We start from the raw sequence: 26,087 nt of genomic DNA on the forward strand, positions 1-26,087 counted from the left end.
ATGAAAATTACAAGAATTTATTATATACTCATACTTATTTGTTGTTTGCTGACTCCTTTTTTTGCTTTTACAATTTATCGTCAATATTGCTATATAATTGGTAATAATTCTGAAAAAATGATGAGAGTTGAAAAACTTACGCGAGATCCTTCAAGTTCAAAGCGTATTTCAACCACAATTTATGGGCAAATTGAGGGGCAAAAAGTATACTTTAGTTCATATGATGATGAGGCATATGATTTTATGTCATACATGGATACTAAAACAGAACAATCGATTGATTACAATAATTTAACTCCATTAAAGTTGCATGTACCAGTCGTTAAATTCGGAACTTCAAAATTTGTATTATATATAAAAAAAGCACAAACCAAAGAGGAAGCAATTAAAAAAAACCTATACCCTTGGATTTTTACAGAAATCTTAAGTTTTGGTTTACTATTAACATTTTTTATTTTAAAGAAAAAATATGAAAAGAAAAATTAAATTATTACTAATACTAAGTATGTTACATCAATTTGGCTTTTGCCAAAAAGTTAATTTTGAAGCAACAAAGTTAATTGTAACTAATCAAGTTGATGATAATGCATTATTAATGAACTTTAACAAAGCTGTAAAATTTCAATATGGCAAAAATATTGTATTAGATAAAAATAGTCCAGAAGAGATATTTTACAATTTTTTTAATATTAATTCTAATGAACAATTAAAAGTTTTCTTCGATAATAAGATCCCTGTAACATATTCAAAAAACGATTACCTCAATTTAATGAATGTGTATAAAGAAAAACCTGAAAAAAACTTTTATGAGTTGGATTTTAAGATATTATTTAAAGATGGTAATAATCAATACTCTTATATAAAGTATATAAATCATAATGAATTATTTCCTAAACCAATAGCATCCATTATTTATTTAGAACTGATAAACGATAAATGGATAATTAAAGATTTGGGAGATAATTTAGAGCTGGGTATTTTTTTATCTAGTATAAAAGGGAATAAATTGGAACAAATTATATTAAGAAAACAGTCTCAACTAGACAATAAAATAATACAGCCCTATATTACAAATGACAAAATTGATTTTAACAGATTAATGAATGATTTTTATGATCTTAAGAAAAAGAACATTAACCATCCGTTGGTTCAACTAATTTACGATAATGAATTCTCTATTTTCTAAAAACTAATCTATGAAAAAATTAATACCTATAATATTATTTATCTTTTTTCACAATATCATTTTATCTCAAAATTCAATTCCATTTAAATACATAAATAAATTTTATGATGAAATTAATTTTGAAGAATACGAAAATAACAAAATAAAACTCTCTGATTTCGGAAATTCCATTAAAATAAATATTGAAAATGCTAAAAAAAATGATAGTGTCAATATTAAATCAAAAATTGAATTCTCTTCTAAGAATAAAAAATATTTAGTCTTAAAATTTAAAGAAATTGGTCAAAATGAAAAAATAGATTTTCTATGTTTTGAAAATAATACTCCTGTAGGGTTGCCATACCCTTATTCTAGTATTTTAAAACTCCAAGGCAAATTTCTTATCGAATTTTACAGTTCTGAAAATAATTCAAAATATGTCGAAATAAATAAATTAAAACCATTAGCTAAAGATCCAGATGGAAGTTTAAATATATTTAAACTTGCAGATATTATTGAGAAAAACAAGGCTTCGCTTTCCAAATATCTCGATCAATAACATTTGCAACTATAAGAGACCTTTAAAAAACGAGTTCTTCTACAAACACAAAAAGCTCTGGAAATCCAGAGCTTTTTTTATTCAAAAAACAACAAATCAATCAATTCTCTTTAATCACTTTTTTCTCTGTATAAATAATCCCTAATCCTCCGGCAATGTACACTTTAATGAGCTCTTCGGTGTTGATCATTATATTTTGCTGCAAAACATTCTTTTTGACATTTTTTATATCAAAGGGGATTGTTTTGGATAAATAATAATCACCACTTTTGATTGTGATCATAAGGGCTTCACTATTTTTAGAAACCATTGACGAAATAGAAAACTCACCCGTTTTTGGATTTATTTTCATAGCAGGTTCTGTATCATTGATACTAAGCGTCAAACCCGGATAGGTTTTACCACTTAAAGGCCTGTTTGTTTTTGCATCTAGTAACTTTCCTTTAATCGTAATCAAAATTTCCTCCTCGGCAGTTTGATTAACGGCTATCTTCCCCATAATAGCATGATTGGGTACCGGTACATTTACTTCGGTTTGAACCGGTGTTTTCTCCTGTCCTGTAACATTTGATGCTAACAGAATTGAAGCTGCAACTGCCGCATACTTCAATGTATTGATTTTGGAAATTTCGTGGTGTGTAAACTCTTCTTCCAGCTGCGTTGTTTTCAATCGGGCACAAATATTCTGGTCTTTATTATTGGCAACGAATCGGGCCACTTCAGCATTCGTTTTTCTGCTTAAATCAATTACATTCTTGGCACAGGAACTACAAAACGAACCTTGTGCATTAGGAATCATCTGGTCAAAATTTTCAGAACAAGGGTTGGCTATTTCTAAAGTGAATTTCTTTTTCATACTATACTCTTTTTAGTTAAAATCATATAACAATGATTATACTTCTATAGAGTACTTTTTACATCAAAAGGTTGGGAAGAGTCAAAAAAAATTTCGCTCTTTGCCTCCATATCGATTTCAAAAAATAAATTTTGGTGCAAATTATCTGCTATATTTACAAAAAAAATAAAACAATGAAAACATCAAAATACACCAAATACGCAGTAATACTTTTGGTTATTGTATTTGTAATTCTTAGTGTAATCAGCTGCACAGTTCATACACATAGTACTGCTTCTGGTTCAGGGAAAATCCCTCCGGGACAAGCCAAAAAAATGTCAGGAAGCAAAAGTGCCAAAGCTTATGCACCGGGACAACAAAAAAAGCAATAGTAAAAAAATCAAAAAGCCTTCTTTAGTTAAACTTCGGAAGTCTCTCTCACTATTCAAAAAATTTATTGCTGTTAAGCAACGGTGAAAAAATAAAAACTAATTGACAATTTCCTATTAACCAAAACCTTGTCTTTAATTTTAAGTTATTTTTTTGGAGGCATATTGGTAATTTTCAACAAATAAGTCCCTTCAGGCAGATCATTAATATTGATCGTATTGCTGCTTCCCAGAATTTTTTGCCCTTGTGAGAATACCTCAACATTTTTTAAAACTTTATTCGAATCCCCCATTGCCGGACTGGCAGTTGGCACAACCTTAGTTTTTACCGCTGTACTTTTTACTGTTTTTGAAACAGCAGCAGCTTCAGCATTCGTTACAACAGGAGTAACTGCTTTTGAGCTCTCGTAAGAAGCTTCAACCTGTTCGCTGGTCAAGGTAACATCATAAATTTTTAAATCGTCTATATCAGCATTGATACCCACGGTGGTGTTTATTTCCCCTAGTCTGAAAATATTTCCTTTTGTAGAGCGGTTAATCCCTTCTGCGGCTTTTAACAAAACACCGTTGCGGTATATTTTAGCAGTCTTTCCGTCATACGTTATTGTATATTGATACCAGCTGTCTTTGGCAAGCGGAGTAGAAACGATCACATCGTTAGAAGCGCCCCAGCCCGCTAAACTTAAATCAGAATTAGACGAAGCTGTACCTTGCTGCAACAATCCGAAATACTGCGCATTATAAGCTGTTCCGTAACCCCATATATAATTTGCCGATGCAATATCGTTTAGTTTTACCCAGATGCTTACAGATCTGGCGCTATTGCCCTGAGGAAGATTCTCAACAACAGCTTCCAGAGCTTTATTGGTGAGACGTTGCGCACTTTTGGCCACTCCTGCCCGATCTGCAACAAAATTTGCAGCTCCGACAAAAGAAGCAGTATTGGCGGTATTGTTTAAAGTAGCATTAAAATTAAATTCCTGTATTGGATTCTGAGCATTAGTATTCAAATAACTAACAAACATCAAAGTAAGTAGTAATTTTTTCATAATAGGTAGGTTTAGGGATTAAAAAAACAAAGTGTCGTTCTAATGCCTCTAAACTAAATTATTATGCATATGGACGGAAATTTATTCGACAACGGACCAAAATAACCGTTAAATAACCAAAATTGATGATTTAAAACCTATAATTACATTTGTTTATACTTTAATTTATTTTGTTAAAAATATAAACTTATTACAAATAAATCATACAATTACTACAAATAATAAAATCATTTACAATAAAATAAGAAAAATCAACATTCTAAGCAAACACTTCTAAAGTGATAAAAAAGTTAAAATCAGCCGTTTAAAACAAATTCAGGCATAAAAAAACTCCATCCGTAAAACGAATGGAGTTGTTATAGTAAGAAAGCAGTTTAATGTACTACTTTACAAATTCAATTTTTTGAACTTCTTCTTCATTGACACTGTCAAAGAAACCTTGTTCATTCATCCAGTCATCACTGAATACTTTACTCATATAACGAGAACCGTGATCCGGAAAGATAGCAATGATATTACTGTCTTTTGTAAACTCGCCTTCTTCTGCATATTGTTTGATCGCCTGCATTACTGCTCCTGAAGTATATCCTACAAACAAACCTTCTTTTCTGGTGATCTCTCTGGCAGAGTGAGCACTTTCCTCATCTGTCACTTTCATGAACTTATCGATGATATCAAAGTCAGTAGCCGAAGGGATTAAGTTTTTACCTAAACCTTCGATACGGTACGGATAAATTTCTTTGCTATCAAATTCTTTTGTTTCATGGTATTTCTTTAATACCGATCCAAAAGCATCTACACCTAAAATTCTGATATTCGGATTTTGTTCTTTTAAGAATTTTGCAGTTCCTGAGATCGTTCCTCCTGTTCCACTGCAGGCAATAAGATGTGTTATTTTTCCTTTTGTCTGTTCCCAGATTTCTGGACCTGTAGAGTTATAATGTGCATCAATATTCAACTGGTTAAAATACTGATTGATGTATACAGAACCTTTTGTTTCTTCATGTAAACGTTTTGCTACATTATAATAAGATCTTTCGTCATCTGCTGAAACGTGGGCCGGGCAAACATATACCTTGGCACCTAAACTTCTCAACATGTCAATTTTATCTTTGGATGATTTTGAACTTACGGCCAGAATACAATTATAACCTTTTATAATGCTTACCATAGCTAAACTAAAACCTGTGTTACCGGATGTCGTTTCGATGATGGTATCACCTGGTGATAGAATCCCTCTTTTTTCAGCCTCTTCAATAATGTATAACGCTATTCTATCTTTTGAGGAATGTCCTGGATTAAAAGCTTCTACCTTTGCGTAGAAATTTCCTTCTAACTCTTCGGTGATTTTATTTAGCTTAATAAGCGGGGTATTACCTATTAATTCTAAAACATTATTATAAGCGTTTATTTCTTCTTTCATAAAAAAATAGTTAATCAAAGGCATTTTTAAATAACCTTGATAGGTTGCAAATTTAACAAAAAATTTCTAATTAGCTTTTAATTTTTTCTAAATCTAATAAAAAACTAAATTCTTTTGCTAAGTCTTTTAGGGCTTCAAAGCGCCCTGAAGCTCCGCCATGTCCGGCATCCATATTGGTATCTAAAAACAATAAATTGTTATTTGTTTTCAAGTTTCTTAATTTGGCTACCCACTTGGCAGGTTCCCAATACTGTACCTGCGAATCATGTAATCCGGTTGAAACGTACATATTTGGATAATTTTGTGCTTTTACATTATCGTACGGTGAATACGACAACATATAATCGTAATATTTTTTATTGTTGGGATTTCCCCATTCATCATATTCTCCTGTTGTCAACGGAATACTGTCATCCAGCATTGTGGTAATAACATCTACAAAAGGCACCTGAGCGATCACTCCGTTGTACAATTCAGGTGCTTCATTTGCGATAACGCCCATCAAAAGTCCTCCGGCTGATCCTCCTTCTGCATACAAATGTTTAGAAGAAGTGTATTTTTCGTTAATGACAAATTTAGAGCAATCGATGAAATCTGTAAAGGTATTTTTCTTTTTTAACAGTTTTCCATCCTCATACCATTGTCTTCCCAGGTCCTCTCCCCCTCTGATATGGGCAATTGCATAAACAAAACCACGGTCCAGCAATGAAAGTCTTGTAGAAGAAAAATAGGTATCCATTGTAATTCCATACGAACCATAAGCATAAAGAAGTAATGGGTTTTTACCATTCTTCTCCAGTCCTTTTCTATAAATCATCGAAATTGGCACCTTAACACCGTCTCTGGCTGTTGCCCACACACGTTCTTCGATGTAATTTTCTTTATCAAATTTTCCTCCTAAAACCTGTTGTTCTTTTAAAACCTCCTTCGCTTTAGTCTTCATATTAAAGTCGATTACAGAAGATGGTGTTGCCAGCGATTGATAGCTGTAGCGCAAAACATCGGTATCAAAATCAACATTTGTTGTGGTGTAAGCATTATAGGTTTCGCTTCCAAAAGGAAGGTAATAATCCGCTTCATCATTCCAAGGCATAATGCGAATGTGGTTCAAACCATTGGAGCGTTCTTCTACAACCAAATAGTTTTTAAAAATTTCAATATCTTCTAATAAAACATCTTCACGATGCGGAATAAGATCTACCCAATTCCTTTTTCCTGTTTTATTTTCAGGCGTTTTCATCAGCTTGAAATTTGTCGCCTTGTCTTTATTCGTTAAAATATAGAAGGAGTCTTCAAAATGTGAAATACTGTATTCCAACCCGCGAACACGAGTCTGAAACACTTCAAACTCTCCGTCAGGATTATCTGAATTTAAAATTCTGTATTCCGTTGTTAGGGTACTTCCCGAACCAATTACAATGTATTTTCTTGATTTTTCTTTACTAACCGAAACATTAAATGTGTCGTCGGTTTCATTAAAAACCAAAACATCGTTCGCCGAATCTGTATTTAATTTGTGTCTGAAAATTTTATCCGCTCTTAAAGTTACTTCATCCTGTTTGGTATAAAAAACGGTTTTATTGTCATTTGCCCAAACAGAGCCTCCGGTTGCATTTTCGATTTTATCCGATAAAATTTCTCCGGTCTCTAAGTTTTTAAACTGAATGGTGTAAATTCTTCTTCCTACAATATCCACTCCAAAACTTGCAAATTTATTATCCGGACTAATGCTTAACCCTCCTAATTTAAAGTAAGCATGTCCTTTTGCCAATTCATTGCAGTTGAATAAAATTTCTTCGGCTGCTGAAAGGCTGCCTTTTTTTCTGGCAAAAATGGGATAGTCCTGTCCTGTCTCAAAACGGGTGATGTAAAAATAGCCATTATAAAAATAAGGAACTGAGGAATCGTCTTCTTTCACTCTTCCCTTCATTTCCTCATACAAATCTTCCTGAAGTCCTTTTGTATGTGAAGTCATATTTTGGTAATAGGCATTTTCCTGATTCAGATAATCAATTACCTCAGGATTTTCGCGGTCATTTAACCAAAAATAATTATCTACTCTAGTCTCTTTATGTTTTTTTAATGATTTTGAAACCTCTTTGGCTTTTGGAGCCAGTATATCGTTTTGCATTGATTGAGCATTAGTTTTTAAATACGAAGCAGCAAAAATACTATAAACACAACAGAACCAAATTAATTTTTTCATAAAATATCTATTGCTTTCATACAGCAATATACTAATTTTGTATGAAATAATTTAAAAATCAACAAAAATGGATTTAATGGGAATGATGGGTAAACTTAAAGAAACCCAACAAAAAATTGAAGATACAAAAAAGCGTTTAGACACCGTTTTGATTGATGAACAAAGCGCTGACGGATTATTAAAAGTAACATTAACCGCAAATAGAAAAGTAACATCAATCAGTATTGACGACTCTTTACTGGAAGATAAAGAACAACTGGAAGACTATCTTATTGTAACGTTAAATAAAGCAATAGAAAAAGCAACAAGCGTAAACGAAAGAGAACTGGATGCCGTTGCCAAAATGGATATGCCAATGATTCCAGGGATGGATAATCTTTTTAAATAAGGTTAAAACTTAAGGTGCAAAGGCTCAGAGTGGCAAAGGTACAAAGGTTTTGACTTTGTCAAATTTGAATGCTATAAACAAAAAAAGATACACAGATCTGTGTATCTTTTTTTGTTTAATCTTTGTCCCTTTGAGCCTTTGCAACTCTGAACCTTTAACTAAAACTTCTGCAACGTTTCAATCACATAAGTATGCATTACCTCTTTATAATCTAAATGCGTTACAATTCTGAGTTTATTATGTCCCATTGAACTGATGAGGATATTTTTTTGCTTTAACTTTTCAATCAGCAACTGATCGCTGTATCCCTCTGCCAAAGAGAAAATCAAAATATTTGTTTCCACTGGTTCTATTGCTGATACCCAGGACTTCGTGCTTAAAACAGCTGCAATTTCCTTGGCTCTTCTGTGGTCTTCTGCCAGTCGTTCAATATTATGTGCCAAAGCAAACAATCCTGCTGCGGCTAAATAACCTACCTGACGCATTCCCCCACCCAGTATCTTCCTTATTCTCAACGCTCTACGGATATCTTCTTTGGTTCCAAGCAACACAGAACCTATTGGAGCACCTAATCCTTTAGACAAACAAACCGAAATGGTATCGAAAATTGCCCCAAATTCTTTTGGGTTTTGTCTTTTTGCTACCAAGGCATTCCAAATCCTGGCTCCGTCTAAATGGAATTTCAGATTATTGGCATCGCAAACTTTTTTTATCTCTCTTAAATCTTCTAATTCATAACAAGCCCCACCTCCTTTATTAGTGGTATTCTCCACACAAACCAAACTGGTTAACGGACTGTGATAAAACTCGGGATCATTGATTGCCGCAGCAACCTGACTCGCATTGATCATCCCGCGATGTCCGTCTAACAAACAACAGGAAACCCCGCTGTTAAACGAAACTCCTCCTCCTTCATAATGATAAACGTGGGCATATTTATCTGCGATCAATTGTTCTCCGGGTTGGGTGTGTAATTTAATTGCGGTTTGATTTGCCATAGTTCCAGACGGAAAAAAAAGCCCGGCTTCCATACCAAAAAACTCAGCTACTCTAGTCTCTAATTCGATAACTGTAGGATCCTGCCTGTATACGTCATCGCCAACATGAGCATTAAACATATACTGCAACATTTCATATGTTGGTTTAGTAATGGTATCGCTAATTAAATTTATTTCCATATTCTAAAAACTATATCTTATTTTTGTACAGCAAAATTACGTATTACTGTTAGTTAATTTTGGTAAGTTTCAGTAAATTTTAACTTCCCTATTACTACAGAACCAAATTAACGTAATATTTGTAAAAAACATATAAAACTACTATTAATTTATGACAACGACCGAACAAATAAAAGGTATTGTGGAGCGCCTTGGTGCGTTGAGGAGGTATCTTTGACGTTGATGCCAAACTAATCGAAATTGCAAACGAGGAAGAAAAGACCTTTGCGCCTGATTTCTGGAACAATGCAAAAGAAGCCGAAGCTATTGTAAAAAACCTTCGAAACAAGAAAAAATGGATCGAAGACTACAACAAAGCAATCGAACTGACAGATGAATTGCAACTGGCGTATGATTTTTACAAAGAAGGTGAGCTTTCTGCAGAAGAATTAGACGAACATTACAACACCACTCAGGCACATATTGAAAACATTGAGTTTAAAAACATGCTTTCAGATGAAGGCGACAGTTTAAGCGCTGTAGTGCAAATTACAGCCGGGGCAGGTGGAACTGAAAGTTGTGACTGGGCCGGAATGTTAATGCGAATGTACATGATGTGGGGAGAAAGTTACGGTTACAAAATAAAAGAACTGAACTTTCAGGCTGGTGAGGTTGCCGGAATCAAAACCGTTACCTTAGAATTTGAAGGCGATTATTCTTTTGGATATTTAAAAGGAGAAAACGGAGTACATCGTTTAGTCCGAATCTCGCCTTTTGACAGTAATGCCAAACGTCATACCTCATTTGCCTCTGTTTATGTATACCCATTGGTAGACGACAGTATTGAGATTGACATCAATCCTGCCGATATCGAAATTACCACTTCACGTTCAAGTGGTGCCGGAGGACAAAACGTAAATAAAGTTGAAACTAAAGTACAATTGGTGCACAAGCCAACCGGAATTCAGATTCAATGTTCTGAAACGCGATCTCAGCAAGACAACCGACAACGTGCTATGCAAATGTTACGTTCTCAGCTGTACGAAATCGAGCTGAAAAAGCAACAGGCTCAACGTGCCGATATCGAAGCCGGAAAAATGAAAATCGAATGGGGTTCGCAAATACGTAACTATGTAATGCAGCCTTATAAACTTGTAAAAGACGTTCGTACAGGCTATGAAACCAGTGACGTTGACGGCGTAATGAACGGTAATATCGATCCGTTCCTGAAAGCATTCCTAATGATGATGGGACAGAAAGAGGAAGAGTAATTTTTAGTTTTCAGTCATAGTATGCAGTCGCAGTAAACTGAAAACTGAGACTGAGACTGAGACTGAAAACTTTAAAAAAAAAAGTTATGATAAAATGGGCAGATGTAATTCGTTTTACCAATAAAGGGAATCCGATCCCGGAAAAACGAATAGAAAAAACAGAAGAAGAATGGAAACAGCTTCTAACACCGGAAGAATTTCAGGTAACTCGATTGAAAGGCACCGAAAGATCTTTCAGTTCTGAGCTCTGCAGTTTGTTCGACCCCGGAATCTATGAGTGTAAATGTTGTGGAACTTTGCTTTTTGATGCTTCCGAGAAATTTGAATCCGGAACAGGCTGGCCCTCCTTTACACAACCTTTAAAAGAAAATGCGATTGGATACCATGCCGACAAATCGTACGGAATGATCCGCGTTGAAGTAGTCTGTAATACCTGTGATGCACAATTAGGGCATGTCTTTCCTGATGGTCCGGAACCCAGTGGTTTGCGCTATTGCATTAACGCCATTTCTCTTTCTAAAATAAAAGATTAAAAAAAAGTAAAAATCGATTCCTTTCAACAAAGCGAATCGATTTTTTTTTACCCCATGTATTTTTTTTTAAAGATTTATATTATATTTGTAAACCACTACTTACCAATAATTTACTATTATTTTTAAGTTCCAAATTCAAATCGAATCCCTCTACATTCGTATCAAAAAACCAGCAGTACGACCTTAACACAAACTAAAAGACCATTAACAGATCGTCTGTTAAAATGTTAATATTGTAATATTTAAGCTATTATTTTAAACATATTTCAATAAACCCAAAAATAATATTAGGTAATTAAAATCTAATTGATTTTATTTGGGGAAAATTAACCCTATAATCTATTACATTCATTAAATGAAATCCTATTCAATTCAAGAAATTAACGAAGTAATCAATGGCGTAATCTACGGCACTACTTCGCAAAGCATTACAGCCACAGAGCAACTAGAAAAAGCGACAACTTCAGAAATTTCGTTTATAGGAAATAAAAAATATGAAAAATACTGGTCAACTTCAAATGCATCGATTGCAGTAGTTAACGAAGATATTTCAATAGAGCCAGGGGAAAATCGTGCCTTTATCAAAGTAAAGAATGCCGATTTAGCCATGTCACAAATTTTAGCCCTTTTTGCCCCACCTACCCCAATATTTCACACTAATATTCACAAAACCGCTACTGTCGATGAGACCGCCATTATTGGTGAAGGCGCAAAAATTGGTGCCGGTTGTTACATTGGTCCAAAAGTAACCATTGGTGCTCATGCCACTATTTATCCAAACGTGACCATTCTTGACGAATCGACTGTTGGAAAAAACACTATTATCTGGTCAGGGACAGTGGTACGCGAACGTTGTCATATAGGTAACGATTGCATCATTCATCCCAATGCAACAATTGGTGCAGACGGTTTTGGATTCCGTCCCTGCAATGAAAAAGGATTGGTAAAAATTCCGCAAATCGGAAATGTAATTATTGGAAACTGCGTTGAGATTGGTGCCAATACCTGCGTAGACCGTGGAAAATTCAGCTCAACTATTGTGGGAGACGGCTGTAAAATTGACAACTTAGTACAAATCGGGCATAATAGTAAATTAGGTAAATTTTGTATCATGGCCGGAAACAGTGGTCTTGCCGGATCTGTAACTTTAGGAAACGGTGTTATCATTGGAGGAAGTGCTTCTATAAAAGACCACACCACTATTGGCGATGGTGCCGTAGTTGGAGCAGGTTCAGGAGTGATCTGTGATGTTGCTGCCGGAAAAACCATGTTAGGCTATCCTGCTGTAGAAGCTCGTGACGCTTTGAAACAATGGGCGATTCTAAAACGAATGGTTGGCGATTCTAAAAAATAAACCAAACAATATATGATAAAAAACCAGAAGGCAGCTTCTGGTTTTTTTATGCACGCTTCATAAATACACCTTTTATTTCTTCTAAAAAGACATTTAAATCCGGAAGAGCAGCACCTCAATTTTATTTCATATCCGCATGATATTTATTATGTGGGTTTCAATTGATTTTGTAAATTAGCCAACACTATTTTGTTAAAACATTAAAATATTATGGATTTAAACTTCAATAAAAACGAAGATCACAATAAATTACTACTTTCTGAATTAAAACACAAATTTGCCAAAGTAAAATTGGGCGGAGGCGAAAAACGCATTGAAAAGCTACATGCCGAAGGTAAAATGACCGCACGTGAACGTATTGACTACCTGCTGGATGAAAATTCGAAAAGCATTGAGATTGGAGGTTTCGTTGGAGAAGGAATGTATGCGGAACATGGTGGCTGTCCGTCTGGAGGAGTTGTCATTAAAATAGGATACATCAGAGGAAAACAATGCATTGTGGTAGCCAATGATGCTACTGTAAAAGCCGGTGCCTGGTTTCCTATTACCGGAAAGAAAAACCTGCGTGCACAGGAAATTGCTATGGAAAACAGATTACCGATCATCTATTTAGTAGACAGTGCCGGTGTTTATTTACCACTTCAGGATGAAATTTTCCCGGATAAAGAACACTTCGGAAGAATCTTCAGGAACAATGCTCAAATGAGCAGCATGGGAATCACCCAAATTGCTGCCGTAATGGGAAGCTGTGTTGCCGGAGGTGCCTACCTGCCTATTATGAGTGACGAGGCTTTAATTGTGGACAAAACCGGAAGTATTTTCCTTGCAGGAAGTTATTTGGTTAAAGCTGCCATTGGAGAAACCATCGACAATGAAACTTTAGGTGGTGCCACAACACACTGCGAAATCTCAGGTGTTACCGATTACAAAGCCAAAGACGATAAAGATGCCCTTGAAAAAATAAAAAACATCGTAGACAAAATTGGTGATTTTGACAAGGCCGGTTACAGCCGCATCAAAGCCGAAAAACCTGCCTTGGAACCTAAAGATATCTACGGAATTTTGCCAAAAGCAAGAAACGAGCAATACGATATGATGGAGATCATCAATCGTTTGGTTGATAATTCAGAATTTGAAGCTTACAAAGAAGGTTACGGTCAATCGCTGATCACTGGATATGCCAGAATTGACGGTTGGGCTGTTGGAATTGTAGCCAACCAGAGAAAAGTAGTAAAAACGAAGAAAGGAGAAATGCAGTTTGGAGGCGTAATTTACTCGGATAGTGCTGATAAAGCCACTCGTTTTATTGCCAATTGCAATCAGAAGAAAATACCTTTAGTCTTTTTACAGGATGTTACCGGTTTTATGGTAGGATCAAAGTCAGAACATGGCGGAATCATCAAAGATGGTGCTAAAATGGTGAATGCGGTGAGCAATTCGGTTGTTCCTAAATTCACTGTCATTGTTGGAAACTCTTACGGAGCCGGAAACTACGCAATGTGTGGGAAAGCCTATGATCCGAGATTAATTTTTGCCTGGCCAAGTGCAGAACTTGCTGTTATGGGTGGAACTCAGGCTGCAAAAGTGCTTGCTCAAATCGAAGCTTCTTCACTAAAAGCAAAAGGAGAAATCGTAGACGAAGAAAAAGAAACCGAATTGTTTAACAAAATAAAAGCGCGTTACGACGCACAAACTTCTCCGTATTATGCGGCTTCAAGATTGTGGACTGATGCTATCATTGACCCTTTAGACACCCGTACCTGGATTTCTATGGGAATTGAAGCGGCCAACCATGCTCCGATTCAAAAACCATTCAATTTGGGTGTGATACAGGTTTAGATTTTCAATCATTCTTATAAATACGTTAAATTAAAAGTAAAAAACTTATTTTCAGTTACTTAAAAATAAATATATCATTAAAAATCAGTAACTTTAGTGGGTAATTTTTAATCACGTAGTATCATGGAAAATGTAAAAAGTTTAAATAAATGGGCGAATTCGCACACTTATTTACCTGTAGATTTAGTACGTATTGTATTGGGGATTTTTTTATTTATGAAAGGAGTTTCATTTGTAACGAATGTTCAATATCTGCATGATTTAATTTCTCCCATTGACAAGTTTGGTGGCGGAATGTTTTTATTACATTATATAGCACCAGCCCATATGATTGGTGGTATCATGATTGTTTTTGGGTTACTCACCCGTTGGGCAATAGCTGCTCAGTTACCCATCCTTTTTGGGGCCATTCTGATTAATTTTATGGGACACATGCATTCCGAAAGCTTAATTCTTGCTATTGTAGTTTTGCTGGTTTGTGTATTCTTTTTGTTCTACGGAAGCGGAAAACACTCAGCTGATTATTATTTCAAAATGCAACAATAACTTTGTTTTATCCTCAACTGCACCAATTAAATGTTGAGGATAAAATAATTAGTCCTTTTTTAAAGTTAATTAATCCTTTAAAATTTCTTTAATTGTCTTTTAAGAGTTAAATTCGCGACCATGAATTGGATTCGTAAGGCCATTATATTTGCATCACTTTTGATCATCGCATTTTTTGCTGCTCAGGCAAACGAATCTGCTATTGAAAAAACGGAAAGCAAAAAAGCGGATACTACGTTTTCCATCGACTATACCGATTCTTTGGCTTTTATACAGCCACAAACGGGTTACAATCTGGTAGGAAATATCAAAACCAATCATCCAGCCTTACTTAAGTGGTTTGACTCTTTATTGGTTGCTATTCCACAGCATCAGGCTGCACATACAACTTCAAACTTTGCCAGTCAATTCAATACCCAGAGCAAAAAGGTCCTTTTAATGCTCTATCCCTTCCATTTTTTCTGGTAGATTACTTTATGAAATTCTAGCGGAGAAGACTTTTCTTTTCCAAATCCATAAGCCGTTTTCATCCTGAAAACAGTTTACTATTTCATACTAATTTATCAAATTTTACATCAAAAATGGAAACGAGTGTAACCATAATTGGTATTGTGATCGCCATCATAGTAGCCATTCCTATTTATTTTTCAGCCAGATCAAGTGCTGCCAGCAAAACAAAAATCTTAAACATAAAAAAGAAATTCAATCCAACACATCCGGAAGATTTTGATCTGACAGAATCTCAAAGCAATAAAACGCTGACGATCGATCAGAAAAACAGAAAATTTATCCTGATGAACTTCAATCCAAATCAGGAAGAATCAACTTACGTTGATCTAAGAAGTGTCTCTTCCTGTAAACTAATACTGACTACTGACGGAAACTCAGACACTATATTAAAAATTGATTTTGAATTTCTGGACAGAGAAACTTCTAAAAAAATAACAATTGCATTCTATGATTTCGACGATGACCGCATCAAACAAATAAGCGCTTATCAGGATCATATGTTTGCCAAAAAATGGCTTAAAATCATTCAGGATTCTATTTAATGTTAGTTAATTAATTCACTAAAAGAGGCTCAAAATGGGTCTCTTTTTTTATATATGATATTTGTCATTTTATTTTTGGTGTCGGTATTCTAATTTTGAGTATCCAAAAATCCTTTTTTATGAAAATTTCACTGACACAGAAATACAATGTTCCCGGTCCGCGTTATACCAGTTATCCAACGGTTCCTTATTGGAATGAAAGTAATTTTAACGGGCAAAAATGGGTGACGTCATTACAAAGGGCTTTTGCAGAAAGCAATTCACAAAACGGAATCAGTTTATACATTCACTTACCCTTTTGTGAAAGCTTGTGCACTTTTTGCGGGTGCAACAAACGAATTACAAAAAATCACGCTGTGGAAGAAACTTATATTAAAGCGCTTTTAAAAGAATGGAGCCTTTATTGTACTTTACTTCCTGAAAAGCCAATTATAAAAGAGATTCACTTAGGAGGAGGAACTCCGACCTTTTTCTCCAAAAACAACCTGGAACAACTCATTAATGGTATTTTCAGTAGTGCTCAAAAAGCCGAAAATCATGAGTTTAGTTTTGAAGGCCATCCTAACAATACCACCTACGAACAGCTTAAAAAATTATACGATTTAGGTTTTCGCAGGGTTAGTTTTGGCGTTCAGGATTATGCAGCGAAAGTTCAAAAGGCGATTCATCGTATTCAGCCTTTTCACAATGTTGCCAAAGTTACCTTGTGGGCAAAAGAGATAGGGTATACTTCTATTGGCCACGACATTATATTTGGCCTGCCTTTTCAGACTGTCGAAAATATTATTGATACGGTGGAGAAAACAAACTCGTTAAAACCGGATCGCCTGGCCTTTTACAGTTATGCGCACGTGCCGTGGATCAAAGGAAATGGTCAACGTGGATTTAATGATGAAAATATTCCAAAAGATGCAGAAAAAAGAAAACTATATGAGGTGGGCAAACAATTGCTTGCTCAAAATGGTTATCATGAAATTGGTATGGATCATTTTGCTTTTGCAACGGATAGTTTGTACAAAGCCGCTCAAAATAAAGAATTGCATCGAAACTTTATGGGTTACAGTGCTTCAAAAACACAGTTGATGATAGGTCTGGGTGTTTCGTCTATTAGCGACAGCTGGTATAGCTTTGCTCAAAACACCAAAACTCTGGAAGAGTATTATCAATTGTTGGAATGCGGCAAATTACCGGTGGTAAAAGGTCACATTCTGGATGATGAAGATTTAATAATTCGAAAACACATTTTAAATTTAACCTGCGAATTTGAAACTTCATGGGCTGATGCCTCTTTATATTTTAAAGAAATACCAACTGTCTTATCAGATTTAAAAGAAATGGAAAGCGATGTATTACTTGTAATTGAAGAAAACAAAATTAGCATTACCGAAGCTGGTCGACCTTTTGTTCGTAATATCTGTATGGCTTTTGATTTGCACTTAAAAAGAAAATCTCCCGAAACCAACCTGTTTTCTATGACTGTTTAATGACAGTTAGGAGTCGACTGAACAAACAAACTCATATTAGATGGGGAAATATAAGGAATCCCCAAACCTAAGCCTCTAAGGATAAATAAAACACCAATGACCACAGCAACATAAGGGATTGCTTTTTGTATTTTATTTCTAAAGGGAAGTTTGATCAACGAATTTACATATACTACAAGGGTCATAAGCGGTACCGTGCCCAATCCAAACAACAGCATGTACAGCACTCCCAAACTGGCGCTTTGCATGGCAATAGCTCCAAACAAGGCTACATAAACCATTCCGCAAGGCAGAAAGCCATTCAATAACCCTATCGTAAAAAGAGATTTATAGCTACGGTCTTTAAATTGATTGCCCAAGCTTGATTTTATCCTGGAGATTACTTTATAGACTGGTTTAGAAAAGTTGTATTTGGAGAAGATTTTTTCCGGAACCAAAACAACGACTATCATTGCCAGGCCAATAAAAATGGACATTTTTTGCTGAAGTCCTGCCAGAAAGAATCCTCTTCCCAACAATCCAAAAATCAGCCCGATGGTGGCGTAAGCGGTTAATCGTCCTAAATGATAGGTAATCATCTGAGTTACCTTTTTGGCTTCATTCTGACGGTCTACAGGCAACATCATTGCAATTGGACCACACATTCCGATACAGTGTAAGCTGCTGATTAATCCAAATATGAAAGCGGAGTACAACATTTTTTTTTATTTTTTTTACTACAGATTAGATCCTTAATAAAGATTAAAAAACAATGACTTGTCAATTGAAAAATTCTTCTTTTGACAAGTCATTTTATACTATTAGTTTACATAGATTACCTCTTTTGACAGGTATTTTTTGCCATCGTACTGCCATTCCATGTTAACATCCCAGCGTCCTTTTACCAATTTGTTTTTTGGAATCAACAAGGCTGAGTTGGTTAAAGCAATTCGGGTATTAAAATCAAACTTTTTATTTGACGGGCGGTACAATAAGATGTTCCCTTTGACTTTATCATTTTCAAAAGTGGCAGGAAAAACAATTTCAACTCCATCTTTGTGATAGGCAATTGACGGTTTTTGCTGTAAATCCTGAGCATTTTGAACACGTGCCATTTCTTCCTGAAAATGTGAATCGTGCTTGTAATATTCTTCTACAACCAAATCGTTGTCGTATTTACTGTTGGACTGTACTTCAAAAACAAAATATAAAATAAAAGTCATAAATAATGCAAATGCAATGACAATCCCGGTTCCCCAATTTATTTTCATAATCGTATTTTTTAATTAAAACTTCGCGGTCCTAAAAAATTGGTAGTGGTGGTTTCCAGCAATTCTTTACCATTGTAAACCCCAATTTTCACTTTTGTTTTATCGCTTTCCAAAAGCACTTCGTCTATTTCTATAAATAATGTTCCTTGCGAAATGCCTTCTTTAGATACTTTAAAATGTGTTTTTCCAACCTTTTTAATCTCCCCTTTCTGATCGATGAGCTCAAAATGAATATCGTTATAATCTTTTACTGTTTTATTGACAATTTTATAGGTATACACATTACTGATTTTGTCTCCTTTATGCTGAAACAACTGTCCCGGTAAACGCAGAATAACAGCCTGCAGATCGGTTCTTAAAAACAGCATTCCGACAAACACACTCAGCAAGATGAATAAAACGGCGGTATAACCTTTCATTCTTGTGGTGAATTTAAAAGGTGCTTTTTTCTCGATTTCATCTTCAGATGCGTAACGAATCAGTCCTTTAGGCAAACCAACGTTTTCCATAATAGTGTCACATTCATCGATACACGCTGTACAATTGGTACATTCCAGCTGAGTTCCGTTTCTAATGTCGATACCCATCGGGCAAACGTGTACACATTGGTGACAGTCGATACAATCTCCTTTTCCGGTTAAGGCTCTGTCTTCTTTTTTATTGAATTTAGCTCGGCCTTCCTCCTTCTCTCCGCGTACAAAATCATACGCCACATTGATCGATTTATTGTCCAGAAGTACCCCTTGCAGTCGCCCATACGGACAGGCAATGATACAAACCTGCTCCCGAAACCAAACAAATACAAAATAGAAGACTCCTGTAAAAATAAGCAAGGCTATAAAATTACTGGCCTGCTGAATTGGTCCTTGTTCTACCATTAAAAAAAGTTCATCGCTACCAACGAGATAGGCTAAAAACACATTGGCAATTCCAAAAGAGATCAGAAAAAAGATGGTCCATTTGGTTCCTCTTTTTCGAATTTTCTCGGCGTTCCATTCCTGTTTTGCCAATCGCATTTGTGCACCACGGTCTCCATCGATCCAGTATTCAATTCGTCTGAAAACCATCTCCAGAAAAATGGTCTGCGGACAAATCCATCCGCAAAATATTCTTCCAAAAACCACTGTAAACAAGATGATGAATACAATTCCGACGAGCATTGAGATCACAAAGAGATAAAAATCCTGAGGCCAAAATGGAAATCCGAAAATATTAAAACGTCGTTCGATGACATTGAACATCATGAATTGGTTTCCATTTATTTTGATAAACGGATTCGCAATTAAAATGGCCAGCAAAATATAACTGACTATTTTCCGGTATTCGTAAAATTTACCAGACGGTTTTTTAGGAAAAATAAATTTTCTCTTGCCGCCCTCATCAATAGTTCCAATGGTATCTCTAAAAGCTTCGTCTGGTAAATTTGACATGGTATTATTTTTTAACTTCTGTACTATCTTTTGTTTTTTCTGCTGTATCGCCCTTTTTAGGAGCACTTTTATCTACCCAAACCTCACCTTCCGGTTCTTTTGGATCTTTAGGGTTACTACCTTGTAAAGACAAGATGTAACTTGCTACTTTTTGAATTTCTTTAGGTTTCATACCGTTGGTTTTCCAGGAAACCATTCCCTTTCCGTCACGTCCTCCATTGGTAATGGTGTGGAAAATCTCTTTGATACCACCCCCTAAAATCCAGTGGTCGTCGGTCAGGTTGGGCCCAATTTGTCCTCCACCGTCTGCTCTGTGGCAAGCTGCGCAATTGGTCATAAAGATTTCTTTACCGGCCGCTAAACTTGCATCGTCTGTTAACAGCACCACTGTTTTTTCGTCCATCAAATCTGGAGCTGTTTTCAGGTATTCTTCTACATCTATTTTGGCCTGAGCCATTTCTTTTTTCAGCTCCATTTCCTGATCATCAGCACCAAAAACATCGTAACGTGCTACATAGATTACACCAAATGCAATACAGATATAAAACAGGTACACCCACCAAGGCGGTAAGTTATTATCTAACTCTTTAATACCGTCATAATCATGATCCATCAACAAGTCACCTTCTTTTTCAATAGGCTCTGTTTTGGTAAGTTTATGCATCAGCTCTTTGTACCAGGTACTTTCTGTGAGGCTTAAACTCTTTTCGTGTTCTAGTTTTGCTTTTTCTTCAGGCGACATCAATTGGTACATTACCCTATTAACAGCGCTCAGCGTTATTTCGATGGCAATCAGAATAAACAGAAAAACAAGCAGAAAAACAGAAACCATCGGATACTTGATAAAAGCTGGTTTGTCGCCCGAATCTATAAAGTACTCCATCAAAGCAAAGACAATGAAGAAAATCAATGGCACTCTTACATATACTGGGAAAAATCTTTTCATTTTTATTTATCTTTTGAAATTATAATAAGCCCTTCATTCAAAGGTATCGCACTCATTTCTTCAATTTTTTCTTTCTTATAGGAAAACACCCAAATTCCCAGGCCTACAAAGAAGAAAAAGAATATCAACAGAGAAAGTATCGGGTAAATCTCTATACCCGAAATGTTCTCCATATTGTGTTTTATTTGCTCAAACATAATGCTGTTATTTAGAAGGTTGCTTTACTTTAATATCCGTTCCAAGTCTTTGTATGTAAGCAATTAAAGCCACAATTTCTCTCTCGTTCATCGGAACGAATTTTTCGCCTTTTGCAATTGCTTTTTTCTTACTGTCCTCATAACTTTTTACATAATCAGGATCATTCTCCAGGCTTTTTTCAATTTTCATGGCCTGTGCCTTCAATGTTTTAGGAGCATTTGCAATTTCTGCTTCGGTATAAGGAACTCCAAGTGACACCATAGCTTTCATTTTCTTCTGCGTCAGCGAAATGTCCATCGCTTCATTGTCAAACAGCCATTTGTAACCCGGCATGATTGAACCTGCTGAAGTACTTTGTGGATTCCACATATGGTTAAAATGCCAGTTGTCATTGTATTTTCCACCTACTCTTAACAAATCGGGACCTGTACGTTTTGATCCCCATAAAAATGGATGATCGTATACAAACTCTCCTGCTTTTGATTGCGGTCCGTAACGCTCTACTTCACTTCTGAACGGACGAACAGATTGTGAATGACATCCCACACAACCTTCTCTGATATACAAATCACGTCCTTCCAATTCTAAAGGGGTGTATGGTTTTACACTTGAAATCGTCGGAATATTAGATTTGACCATAATCGTAGGTACAATTTGAATGATACCTCCAATTAAAATAGCAATTGTTGCCAGAATGGTTAACTGAATTGGTTTTCTCTCCAACCAGGTATGGAATTTCTCTCCATTAAGTCTTCCACTGCTGATTCTTTGTAAAGCCGGAGCTTGTGCCAGTTCATCTTCAATGGTATTACCCGCTTTTACGGTCATAATAATATTGTAAACCAATGTCAGCATTCCTATTAAATACAAACTACCTCCAATGGCTCTCATCCAGTACATTGGCATAATAGCGGTAACAGTTTCAAGGAAGTTACCGTAAACTAAAGTTCCATCGGGATTAAATTGTTTCCACATAGAAGCTTGTTGAAAACCTGCTACATACAACGGAATGGTATAAACAATGATCCCTAAGGTTCCTATCCAGAAATGAAAGTTGGCTAATTTTTTAGAAAACAATTCCGATTTGGTCATTCGGGGAATCAACCAGTAAATAATACCGAATGACATGAAACCATTCCAGGCTAAAGCTCCTACGTGTACGTGTGCAACGATCCAGTCTGTATAATGCGCGATAGCATTTACATTTTTAAGTGAAAGCATCGGTCCTTCAAAAGTGGCCATTCCGTAACCTGTAATCGCTACTACAAAGAATTTCAAAACCGGTTCTTCACGAACTTTATCCCACGCTCCTCTTAAAGTTAAAAGTCCGTTGATCATACCTCCCCAGGATGGTGCAATAAGCATTACTGAAAATGCAACTCCTAAATTCTGAGCCCAGTTTGGCAAAGCAGAATACAATAAGTGGTGCGGACCAGCCCAGATGTAAATAAAGATCAGAGACCAGAAGTGTATAATTGATAATCTATAAGAGTATACCGGACGATTGGCTACTTTTGGAACGAAGTAATACATTAATCCTAAAAAGGGCGTAGTAAGGAAAAATGCAACCGCATTGTGGCCATACCACCATTGTACTAAAGCGTCCTGAACCCCTGCGTAAACCGAGTAACTTTTTAAAGCTGAAACCGGAATCTCGATATTATTAAAAATGTGCAGCACCGCAACGGTAACAAATGTTGCGAGATAAAACCAAATGGCTACATACAAATGACGTTCTCTACGACGCAGCATGGTACCAATCATATTGATCCCCATCACGACCCAGATAAGCGCAATGGCAATATCAATTGGCCATTCCAGTTCCGCATACTCCTTTGAAGAAGTATACCCTAAAGGCAATGTAATAGCCGCCGCTACAATAATAAGCTGCCAACCCCAAAAATGTAAATTACTCAAAAAGTCACTAAACATTCTGGCTTTTAACAAACGCTGCAAGGAATAATACATTCCGGCAAAAAAGGCATTTCCAACGAAGGCAAAAATAACCGCATTGGTGTGTAAAGGTCGTAATCGACCATAACTAAGCCAGGAGATCCCATCTGTAATGTTGGGAAAAAGGTACATTACCGCTAAGGTAAGCCCCACTAACATCCCCACTACCCCAAATAAGATAGTGGCGTAAATGAATTTTTTAACAATTTTGTTGTCGTAATAAAACTGTTCCATTTCCATAATTATACTTGTTTTTCTTTTATTGGTAAATTGTTCTTCTCTGGGGCAATTTTAGTCTCATCATCAAAAAGCATTCTGACTGAAGGTGTATAATCGTCATCATACTGTCCTGATTTGACAGCTAGAATAAAAGCAATGAAGAACCCGATTGCTACGAAAATACTTACTGTAATTAATAGATAGATAACACTCATACCTTAAGTTTATATTAACAAAATTACTGGGTTATTGGCAGGTAAAATATGATAATTATCATTGACTAAGTCTAAATGTTAAATTTATAAAAAAATAACAATTGAATTATTTATAATTATTTTAAATTACTCTTGCTGAAGTAGTTAGACATCAAAGTCACAAAACTTACGATCGTAATCGTGCTCAAAGGCATAATAATAGCAGCCACCAAAGGCAGTAAATTTCCTGTAATTGCGAAAAAAAGTCCTACAACATTATACAGCAGTGACAAAACAAAACTCATCTTAATAATCGCAATCGATTTGTGCGATAATTTTAAAAAATAATTCAGTCTTGAAAACTCGCTTGCATCTAAAATTGCATCGCAGGCAGGTGAAAAAACATTGACATTCTCAGAGATCGAAATTCCTACATTACTTTGTGCCAAAGCACCGGCATCGTTTAAACCGTCGCCAACCATCATAACATTACGGCCATCCTCCTGCAGCTTTTTGATAAACTCCAACTTCTGCTCCGGCTTTTGATTAAAGATCAGCTCGGTATGTTTGGGCAAAATGGTTTCGAGAGTCGTACGCTCTCCGTCATTATCTCCCGAAAGCACTTTTATTTGATATTCCTGACTCAATGCCGAAAAAAGCGCTTCTAAACCATCCCTATATTGATTCTGGAATGTAAATTTTCCATAATAAGTGTCATTGATTCTGATGTGGAGACTTGTTTTTTCAATTTCAGAAGATTCCGTACCAGGGCTATCAACAAAGGTTCCCGATCCAATTTTTAAGATGGTATTTTCTGCGGTTGCCTGAATTCCTTTACCCGTAATTTCCTGAAAATCATCAATTTTAATTTTGGCTGCTTCCGGCAGAAAATCATATAACATTCGGCTCAAAGGGTGATTCGAAGCACGAAGCACATTTTTAATCAATCTGTAATTCTCTTCCGAAAGAGGATTTCCCTCATATACAATATTCGATTTCTTATTGGTGGTAAGGGTACCGGTTTTATCAAAAACAATGGTGTCTACTTTGGCGAGTTGCTCGATAACCAAAGCATTCTTCAAATACATTTTTTGTTTGCCCATGATTCGCAATATGTTACCAAAGGTAAACGGTGCCGTAAGGGCTAATGCACACGGACAAGCCACAATTAAAACAGCGGTAAAAACATTAAAAGCGGTATTGGCATCAATCGAAATCCAATATCCAAAACCTGCAAAAGCAATTAATAATAGTAAAGGCGTAAAATAACGACTTATGGTATCTGTGATGGTTTTGTGTTTTTGAAGTACCTTTTTCTGGAAGATTTCATTACTCCACAATTGCGTCAGATAACTTTGGGATACCGAATGCAATACTTCCATTTCGATCACTTTACCAATGTGTTTTCCTCCTGCAAAAACTTTATCGCCTGACTTTTTAGTAATCGGAACCGCTTCTCCTGTTACAAAACTATAGTCTATCTCTGCTTTTTCGCTAATCAGAATTCCGTCAACCGGAATAAGTTCCTGATTTCGAATGAGTAGTCTGTTTCCTTTTAAAACATCATAAACGGGAACGCTTTCTTCGGAGGTGTCCGGATTGATTCTTGTGACTGCAATTGGGAAATAGGATTTAAAATCTCTTTCAAAACTTAAAAAACTATAGGTTTTGATCTGAAACATCTTTCCTAGCAGCATGAAGAAAACCAAACCAGTTAAGCTATCAAAAAAACCAGATCCGTAATTCATTACAATATCAAAAGTACTGCGAACAAACATTACGATAATTCCCAAGGCAATTGGAATGTCAATATTCAACATCCCCGATTTGATACTCTTGTAAGCAGAAACATAGTAACCGCTTGCTGAATATAAAAAGCTGGGCAGCGCAAGTATAAAAATCAGGATTCTGAAAAAGGGTTTATAATTGTCCAGCCAAAATTCCTTTATTTCGAAGTATTCCGGAAATGAAAGTAACATGATGTTTCCGAAACAAAAAAAGGCAACGCCTAATTTATAGGTCAGACTTCTGTCAACATTATTTTTCCCGGACTCGTAATTTTCTAAGCTTATATAGGGTTCATAGCCTATGGAGCTGAGCATATAAACTATAGTTTTTAAAGAAACCGTATCAGAATTAAATGTAATTCGGACTCTTTTTTCGGGGAAGTTTACCTGAGAGAGGCTTATTCCGGGCTGAATTCTGTTTAGATTTTCGAGAATCCAGATACAGGAACTGCAATGAATGTAGGGGATATTCAAAGAAGCAATTGCGGTATTCCCTTCCTGAAACTCCAGTACTTTTGAAAGGATAGCTTCATTGTCTAAAAAGTCATACTTCCCTTTTATGTCCTGTGGAGTGGCACCCGGGGACTTTTCAAAATCGTAGTAACAGGTTAAATCATGAAGACTAAAAATTTCGTAAACGGTTTTACAACCGGCACAACAAAACTTTTTTTCATCAAAATTGATTTCTTCATTTTTAGGAATTGTAAGACCACAATGAAAACAACTTTGCTCACTCATAATTTGTTTTTTTTTGATACTACAAATATTCAGAATAAGAGGTGACTTTTAATATGACATTTATCATATTACCCGGAAATCGATTTCTAATTTAATAAAATAAATCTGCCAAATAACGACAT

26 protein-coding genes are annotated in these 26,087 nt (G+C 35.7%); 13 read left to right on the forward strand and 13 right to left on the reverse strand.

Going from position 1 to position 26,087, the window contains the following annotated elements; translation table 11 throughout:
• Genes ACN1CN_RS03365 through ACN1CN_RS03375 form a run of 3 tightly spaced genes read left to right on the forward strand, consistent with a single transcriptional unit; the run spans nt 1 to nt 1,724 of the window.
• Nucleotides 1-486, forward strand: a complete 486-nt coding sequence (locus ACN1CN_RS03365; RefSeq protein WP_419134662.1) for a hypothetical protein — start codon at nt 1-3, stop codon at nt 484-486.
• On the forward strand, nt 470-1,186 hold the full coding sequence (locus tag ACN1CN_RS03370) for a hypothetical protein (RefSeq protein WP_419134663.1): 717 nt from the start codon (nt 470-472) through the stop codon (nt 1,184-1,186). The genes ACN1CN_RS03365 and ACN1CN_RS03370 overlap by 17 nt, the downstream gene beginning before the upstream one ends.
• Nucleotides 1,187-1,196: 10 nt before the next feature.
• Nucleotides 1,197-1,724, forward strand: a complete 528-nt coding sequence (locus tag ACN1CN_RS03375) for a hypothetical protein (protein WP_419134664.1) — start codon at nt 1,197-1,199, stop codon at nt 1,722-1,724.
• Between the two features lie 100 nt (nt 1,725-1,824).
• Here ACN1CN_RS03375 and ACN1CN_RS03380 read toward each other — a convergent pair whose 3' ends face one another.
• On the reverse strand, nt 1,825-2,580 hold the full coding sequence (locus ACN1CN_RS03380; RefSeq protein WP_419134665.1) for a hypothetical protein: 756 nt from the start codon (nt 2,578-2,580) through the stop codon (nt 1,825-1,827).
• Nucleotides 2,581-2,753: 173 nt separating this feature from the next.
• Between ACN1CN_RS03380 and ACN1CN_RS03385 the strand changes: the two genes are divergently transcribed.
• Nucleotides 2,754-2,951 carry a hypothetical protein gene (locus ACN1CN_RS03385; RefSeq protein ID WP_264523515.1) on the forward strand — a complete coding sequence of 66 codons (198 nt, stop codon included), beginning with the start codon at nt 2,754-2,756 and terminating at the stop codon, nt 2,949-2,951.
• A gap of 143 nt (nt 2,952-3,094) precedes the next feature.
• Here the strand turns inward: ACN1CN_RS03385 and ACN1CN_RS03390 are convergent, their stop codons facing one another.
• From ACN1CN_RS03390 to ACN1CN_RS03400, 3 genes are all read right to left on the reverse strand, one after another.
• Nucleotides 3,095-3,997 carry a LamG domain-containing protein gene (locus tag ACN1CN_RS03390; protein WP_419134666.1) on the reverse strand — a complete coding sequence of 301 codons (903 nt, stop codon included), beginning with the start codon at nt 3,995-3,997 and terminating at the stop codon, nt 3,095-3,097.
• 382 nt (nt 3,998-4,379) lie between these two features.
• The gene (locus tag ACN1CN_RS03395; RefSeq protein WP_264523513.1) at nt 4,380-5,420 is read right to left on the reverse strand and encodes a PLP-dependent cysteine synthase family protein; all 1,041 of its coding nucleotides are present in this window, start codon (nt 5,418-5,420) and stop codon (nt 4,380-4,382) included.
• Between the two features lie 70 nt (nt 5,421-5,490).
• Nucleotides 5,491-7,626: a S9 family peptidase gene (locus ACN1CN_RS03400; protein ID WP_419134667.1), complete on the reverse strand. Its 2,136-nt coding sequence runs from the start codon at nt 7,624-7,626 to the stop codon at nt 5,491-5,493.
• A gap of 67 nt (nt 7,627-7,693) precedes the next feature.
• Between ACN1CN_RS03400 and ACN1CN_RS03405 the strand changes: the two genes are divergently transcribed.
• Nucleotides 7,694-8,014, forward strand: a complete 321-nt coding sequence (locus ACN1CN_RS03405; RefSeq protein WP_291286246.1) for a YbaB/EbfC family nucleoid-associated protein — start codon at nt 7,694-7,696, stop codon at nt 8,012-8,014.
• 158 nt (nt 8,015-8,172) lie between these two features.
• On the opposite strand, the gene ACN1CN_RS03410 is transcribed toward ACN1CN_RS03405, so the two are convergent.
• Nucleotides 8,173-9,192 carry a threonine aldolase family protein gene (locus ACN1CN_RS03410; protein ID WP_017498347.1) on the reverse strand — a complete coding sequence of 340 codons (1,020 nt, stop codon included), beginning with the start codon at nt 9,190-9,192 and terminating at the stop codon, nt 8,173-8,175.
• A gap of 151 nt (nt 9,193-9,343) precedes the next feature.
• On the opposite strand from ACN1CN_RS03410, the gene prfB reads away from it, so the two are divergent.
• From prfB to hemN, 8 genes are all read left to right on the forward strand, one after another.
• Nucleotides 9,344-10,442, forward strand: a protein-coding gene (gene prfB / locus ACN1CN_RS03415) for a peptide chain release factor 2 (protein ID WP_173966704.1) whose coding sequence is annotated in 2 segments (ribosomal slippage) — nt 9,344-9,406 and nt 9,408-10,442 — 1,098 coding nt in all. Because the reading frame shifts where the segments join, the coding sequence is not laid out codon by codon here.
• A gap of 86 nt (nt 10,443-10,528) precedes the next feature.
• Nucleotides 10,529-10,975, forward strand: coding sequence for a peptide-methionine (R)-S-oxide reductase MsrB (gene msrB, locus ACN1CN_RS03420; protein ID WP_419134668.1), 447 nt, complete (start codon nt 10,529-10,531; stop codon nt 10,973-10,975).
• A 355-nt stretch (nt 10,976-11,330) separates the two neighbouring features.
• Nucleotides 11,331-12,329 carry a UDP-3-O-(3-hydroxymyristoyl)glucosamine N-acyltransferase gene (gene lpxD / locus ACN1CN_RS03425; protein ID WP_264523509.1) on the forward strand — a complete coding sequence of 333 codons (999 nt, stop codon included), beginning with the start codon at nt 11,331-11,333 and terminating at the stop codon, nt 12,327-12,329.
• A gap of 210 nt (nt 12,330-12,539) precedes the next feature.
• The gene (locus ACN1CN_RS03430) at nt 12,540-14,168 is read left to right on the forward strand and encodes an acyl-CoA carboxylase subunit beta (RefSeq protein ID WP_264523508.1); all 1,629 of its coding nucleotides are present in this window, start codon (nt 12,540-12,542) and stop codon (nt 14,166-14,168) included.
• A gap of 123 nt (nt 14,169-14,291) precedes the next feature.
• The gene (locus ACN1CN_RS03435) at nt 14,292-14,714 is read left to right on the forward strand and encodes a DoxX family protein (protein WP_264523507.1); all 423 of its coding nucleotides are present in this window, start codon (nt 14,292-14,294) and stop codon (nt 14,712-14,714) included.
• 120 nt (nt 14,715-14,834) lie between these two features.
• Entirely contained in the window at nt 14,835-15,182 is a 348-nt protein-coding gene (locus ACN1CN_RS03440) for a hypothetical protein (RefSeq protein ID WP_419134669.1), read from the forward strand.
• A 113-nt stretch (nt 15,183-15,295) separates the two neighbouring features.
• Nucleotides 15,296-15,766, forward strand: coding sequence for a hypothetical protein (locus ACN1CN_RS03445; protein WP_419134670.1), 471 nt, complete (start codon nt 15,296-15,298; stop codon nt 15,764-15,766).
• Between the two features lie 119 nt (nt 15,767-15,885).
• Entirely contained in the window at nt 15,886-17,250 is a 1,365-nt protein-coding gene (gene hemN, locus ACN1CN_RS03450) for an oxygen-independent coproporphyrinogen III oxidase (protein WP_419134671.1), read from the forward strand.
• Here the strand turns inward: hemN and ACN1CN_RS03455 are convergent.
• From ACN1CN_RS03455 to ACN1CN_RS03490, 8 genes are all read right to left on the reverse strand, one after another.
• Nucleotides 17,247-17,948, reverse strand: a complete 702-nt coding sequence (locus ACN1CN_RS03455) for a sulfite exporter TauE/SafE family protein (protein WP_264523503.1) — start codon at nt 17,946-17,948, stop codon at nt 17,247-17,249. The two genes, hemN and ACN1CN_RS03455, sit on opposite strands and share 4 nt — an antisense overlap.
• Nucleotides 17,949-18,050: 102 nt before the next feature.
• Nucleotides 18,051-18,500: a FixH family protein gene (locus ACN1CN_RS03460; RefSeq protein ID WP_264523502.1), complete on the reverse strand. Its 450-nt coding sequence runs from the start codon at nt 18,498-18,500 to the stop codon at nt 18,051-18,053.
• 11 nt (nt 18,501-18,511) lie between these two features.
• A complete protein-coding gene (gene ccoG / locus ACN1CN_RS03465) occupies nt 18,512-19,930 on the reverse strand; it encodes a cytochrome c oxidase accessory protein CcoG (protein WP_419134672.1) in 1,419 nt (472 codons plus the stop codon).
• A gap of 4 nt (nt 19,931-19,934) precedes the next feature.
• Nucleotides 19,935-20,876, reverse strand: coding sequence for a cbb3-type cytochrome c oxidase N-terminal domain-containing protein (locus tag ACN1CN_RS03470; RefSeq protein WP_264523500.1), 942 nt, complete (start codon nt 20,874-20,876; stop codon nt 19,935-19,937).
• Nucleotides 20,877-20,878: 2 nt separating this feature from the next.
• On the reverse strand, nt 20,879-21,073 hold the full coding sequence (locus tag ACN1CN_RS03475) for a CcoQ/FixQ family Cbb3-type cytochrome c oxidase assembly chaperone (RefSeq protein WP_264523499.1): 195 nt from the start codon (nt 21,071-21,073) through the stop codon (nt 20,879-20,881).
• A gap of 7 nt (nt 21,074-21,080) precedes the next feature.
• On the reverse strand, nt 21,081-23,267 hold the full coding sequence (gene ccoN / locus ACN1CN_RS03480; protein WP_264523498.1) for a cytochrome-c oxidase, cbb3-type subunit I: 2,187 nt from the start codon (nt 23,265-23,267) through the stop codon (nt 21,081-21,083).
• A 2-nt stretch (nt 23,268-23,269) separates the two neighbouring features.
• Complete coding sequence (gene ccoS / locus ACN1CN_RS03485) at nt 23,270-23,461, reverse strand: cbb3-type cytochrome oxidase assembly protein CcoS (protein WP_264523497.1); 192 nt, start codon at nt 23,459-23,461, stop codon at nt 23,270-23,272.
• Between the two features lie 116 nt (nt 23,462-23,577).
• A complete protein-coding gene (locus tag ACN1CN_RS03490; protein ID WP_419134673.1) occupies nt 23,578-25,965 on the reverse strand; it encodes a heavy metal translocating P-type ATPase in 2,388 nt (795 codons plus the stop codon).
• Nucleotides 25,966-26,087 lie beyond the last annotated feature (122 nt).

Source organism: Flavobacterium sp. T12S277 (assembly GCF_048514875.1).
GTDB lineage: Bacteria > Bacteroidota > Bacteroidia > Flavobacteriales > Flavobacteriaceae > Flavobacterium.

Bases quoted from the DNA above. Each gene is read 5' to 3' on its own strand.
- ACN1CN_RS03365 (WP_419134662.1), top strand. From the start codon at position 1: ATGAAAATTACAAGAATTTATTATATACTCATACTTATTTGTTGTTTG.
- ACN1CN_RS03370 (WP_419134663.1), top strand. From the start codon at position 470: ATGAAAAGAAAAATTAAATTATTACTAATACTAAGTATGTTACATCAA.
- ACN1CN_RS03375 (WP_419134664.1), top strand. From the start codon at position 1,197: ATGAAAAAATTAATACCTATAATATTATTTATCTTTTTTCACAATATC.
- ACN1CN_RS03380 (WP_419134665.1), bottom strand. From the start codon at position 2,580: ATGAAAAAGAAATTCACTTTAGAAATAGCCAACCCTTGTTCTGAAAAT.
- ACN1CN_RS03385 (WP_264523515.1), top strand. From the start codon at position 2,754: ATGAAAACATCAAAATACACCAAATACGCAGTAATACTTTTGGTTATT.
- ACN1CN_RS03390 (WP_419134666.1), bottom strand. From the start codon at position 3,997: ATGAAAAAATTACTACTTACTTTGATGTTTGTTAGTTATTTGAATACT.
- ACN1CN_RS03395 (WP_264523513.1), bottom strand. From the start codon at position 5,420: ATGAAAGAAGAAATAAACGCTTATAATAATGTTTTAGAATTAATAGGT.
- ACN1CN_RS03400 (WP_419134667.1), bottom strand. From the start codon at position 7,626: ATGAAAAAATTAATTTGGTTCTGTTGTGTTTATAGTATTTTTGCTGCT.
- ACN1CN_RS03405 (WP_291286246.1), top strand. From the start codon at position 7,694: ATGGATTTAATGGGAATGATGGGTAAACTTAAAGAAACCCAACAAAAA.
- ACN1CN_RS03410 (WP_017498347.1), bottom strand. From the start codon at position 9,192: ATGGAAATAAATTTAATTAGCGATACCATTACTAAACCAACATATGAA.
- msrB (WP_419134668.1), top strand. From the start codon at position 10,529: ATGATAAAATGGGCAGATGTAATTCGTTTTACCAATAAAGGGAATCCG.
- lpxD (WP_264523509.1), top strand. From the start codon at position 11,331: ATGAAATCCTATTCAATTCAAGAAATTAACGAAGTAATCAATGGCGTA.
- ACN1CN_RS03430 (WP_264523508.1), top strand. From the start codon at position 12,540: ATGGATTTAAACTTCAATAAAAACGAAGATCACAATAAATTACTACTT.
- ACN1CN_RS03435 (WP_264523507.1), top strand. From the start codon at position 14,292: ATGGAAAATGTAAAAAGTTTAAATAAATGGGCGAATTCGCACACTTAT.
- ACN1CN_RS03440 (WP_419134669.1), top strand. From the start codon at position 14,835: ATGAATTGGATTCGTAAGGCCATTATATTTGCATCACTTTTGATCATC.
- ACN1CN_RS03445 (WP_419134670.1), top strand. From the start codon at position 15,296: ATGGAAACGAGTGTAACCATAATTGGTATTGTGATCGCCATCATAGTA.
- hemN (WP_419134671.1), top strand. From the start codon at position 15,886: ATGAAAATTTCACTGACACAGAAATACAATGTTCCCGGTCCGCGTTAT.
- ACN1CN_RS03455 (WP_264523503.1), bottom strand. From the start codon at position 17,948: ATGTTGTACTCCGCTTTCATATTTGGATTAATCAGCAGCTTACACTGT.
- ACN1CN_RS03460 (WP_264523502.1), bottom strand. From the start codon at position 18,500: ATGAAAATAAATTGGGGAACCGGGATTGTCATTGCATTTGCATTATTT.
- ccoG (WP_419134672.1), bottom strand. From the start codon at position 19,930: ATGTCAAATTTACCAGACGAAGCTTTTAGAGATACCATTGGAACTATT.
- ACN1CN_RS03470 (WP_264523500.1), bottom strand. From the start codon at position 20,876: ATGAAAAGATTTTTCCCAGTATATGTAAGAGTGCCATTGATTTTCTTC.
- ACN1CN_RS03475 (WP_264523499.1), bottom strand. From the start codon at position 21,073: ATGTTTGAGCAAATAAAACACAATATGGAGAACATTTCGGGTATAGAG.
- ccoN (WP_264523498.1), bottom strand. From the start codon at position 23,267: ATGGAAATGGAACAGTTTTATTACGACAACAAAATTGTTAAAAAATTC.
- ccoS (WP_264523497.1), bottom strand. From the start codon at position 23,461: ATGAGTGTTATCTATCTATTAATTACAGTAAGTATTTTCGTAGCAATC.
- ACN1CN_RS03490 (WP_419134673.1), bottom strand. From the start codon at position 25,965: ATGAGTGAGCAAAGTTGTTTTCATTGTGGTCTTACAATTCCTAAAAAT.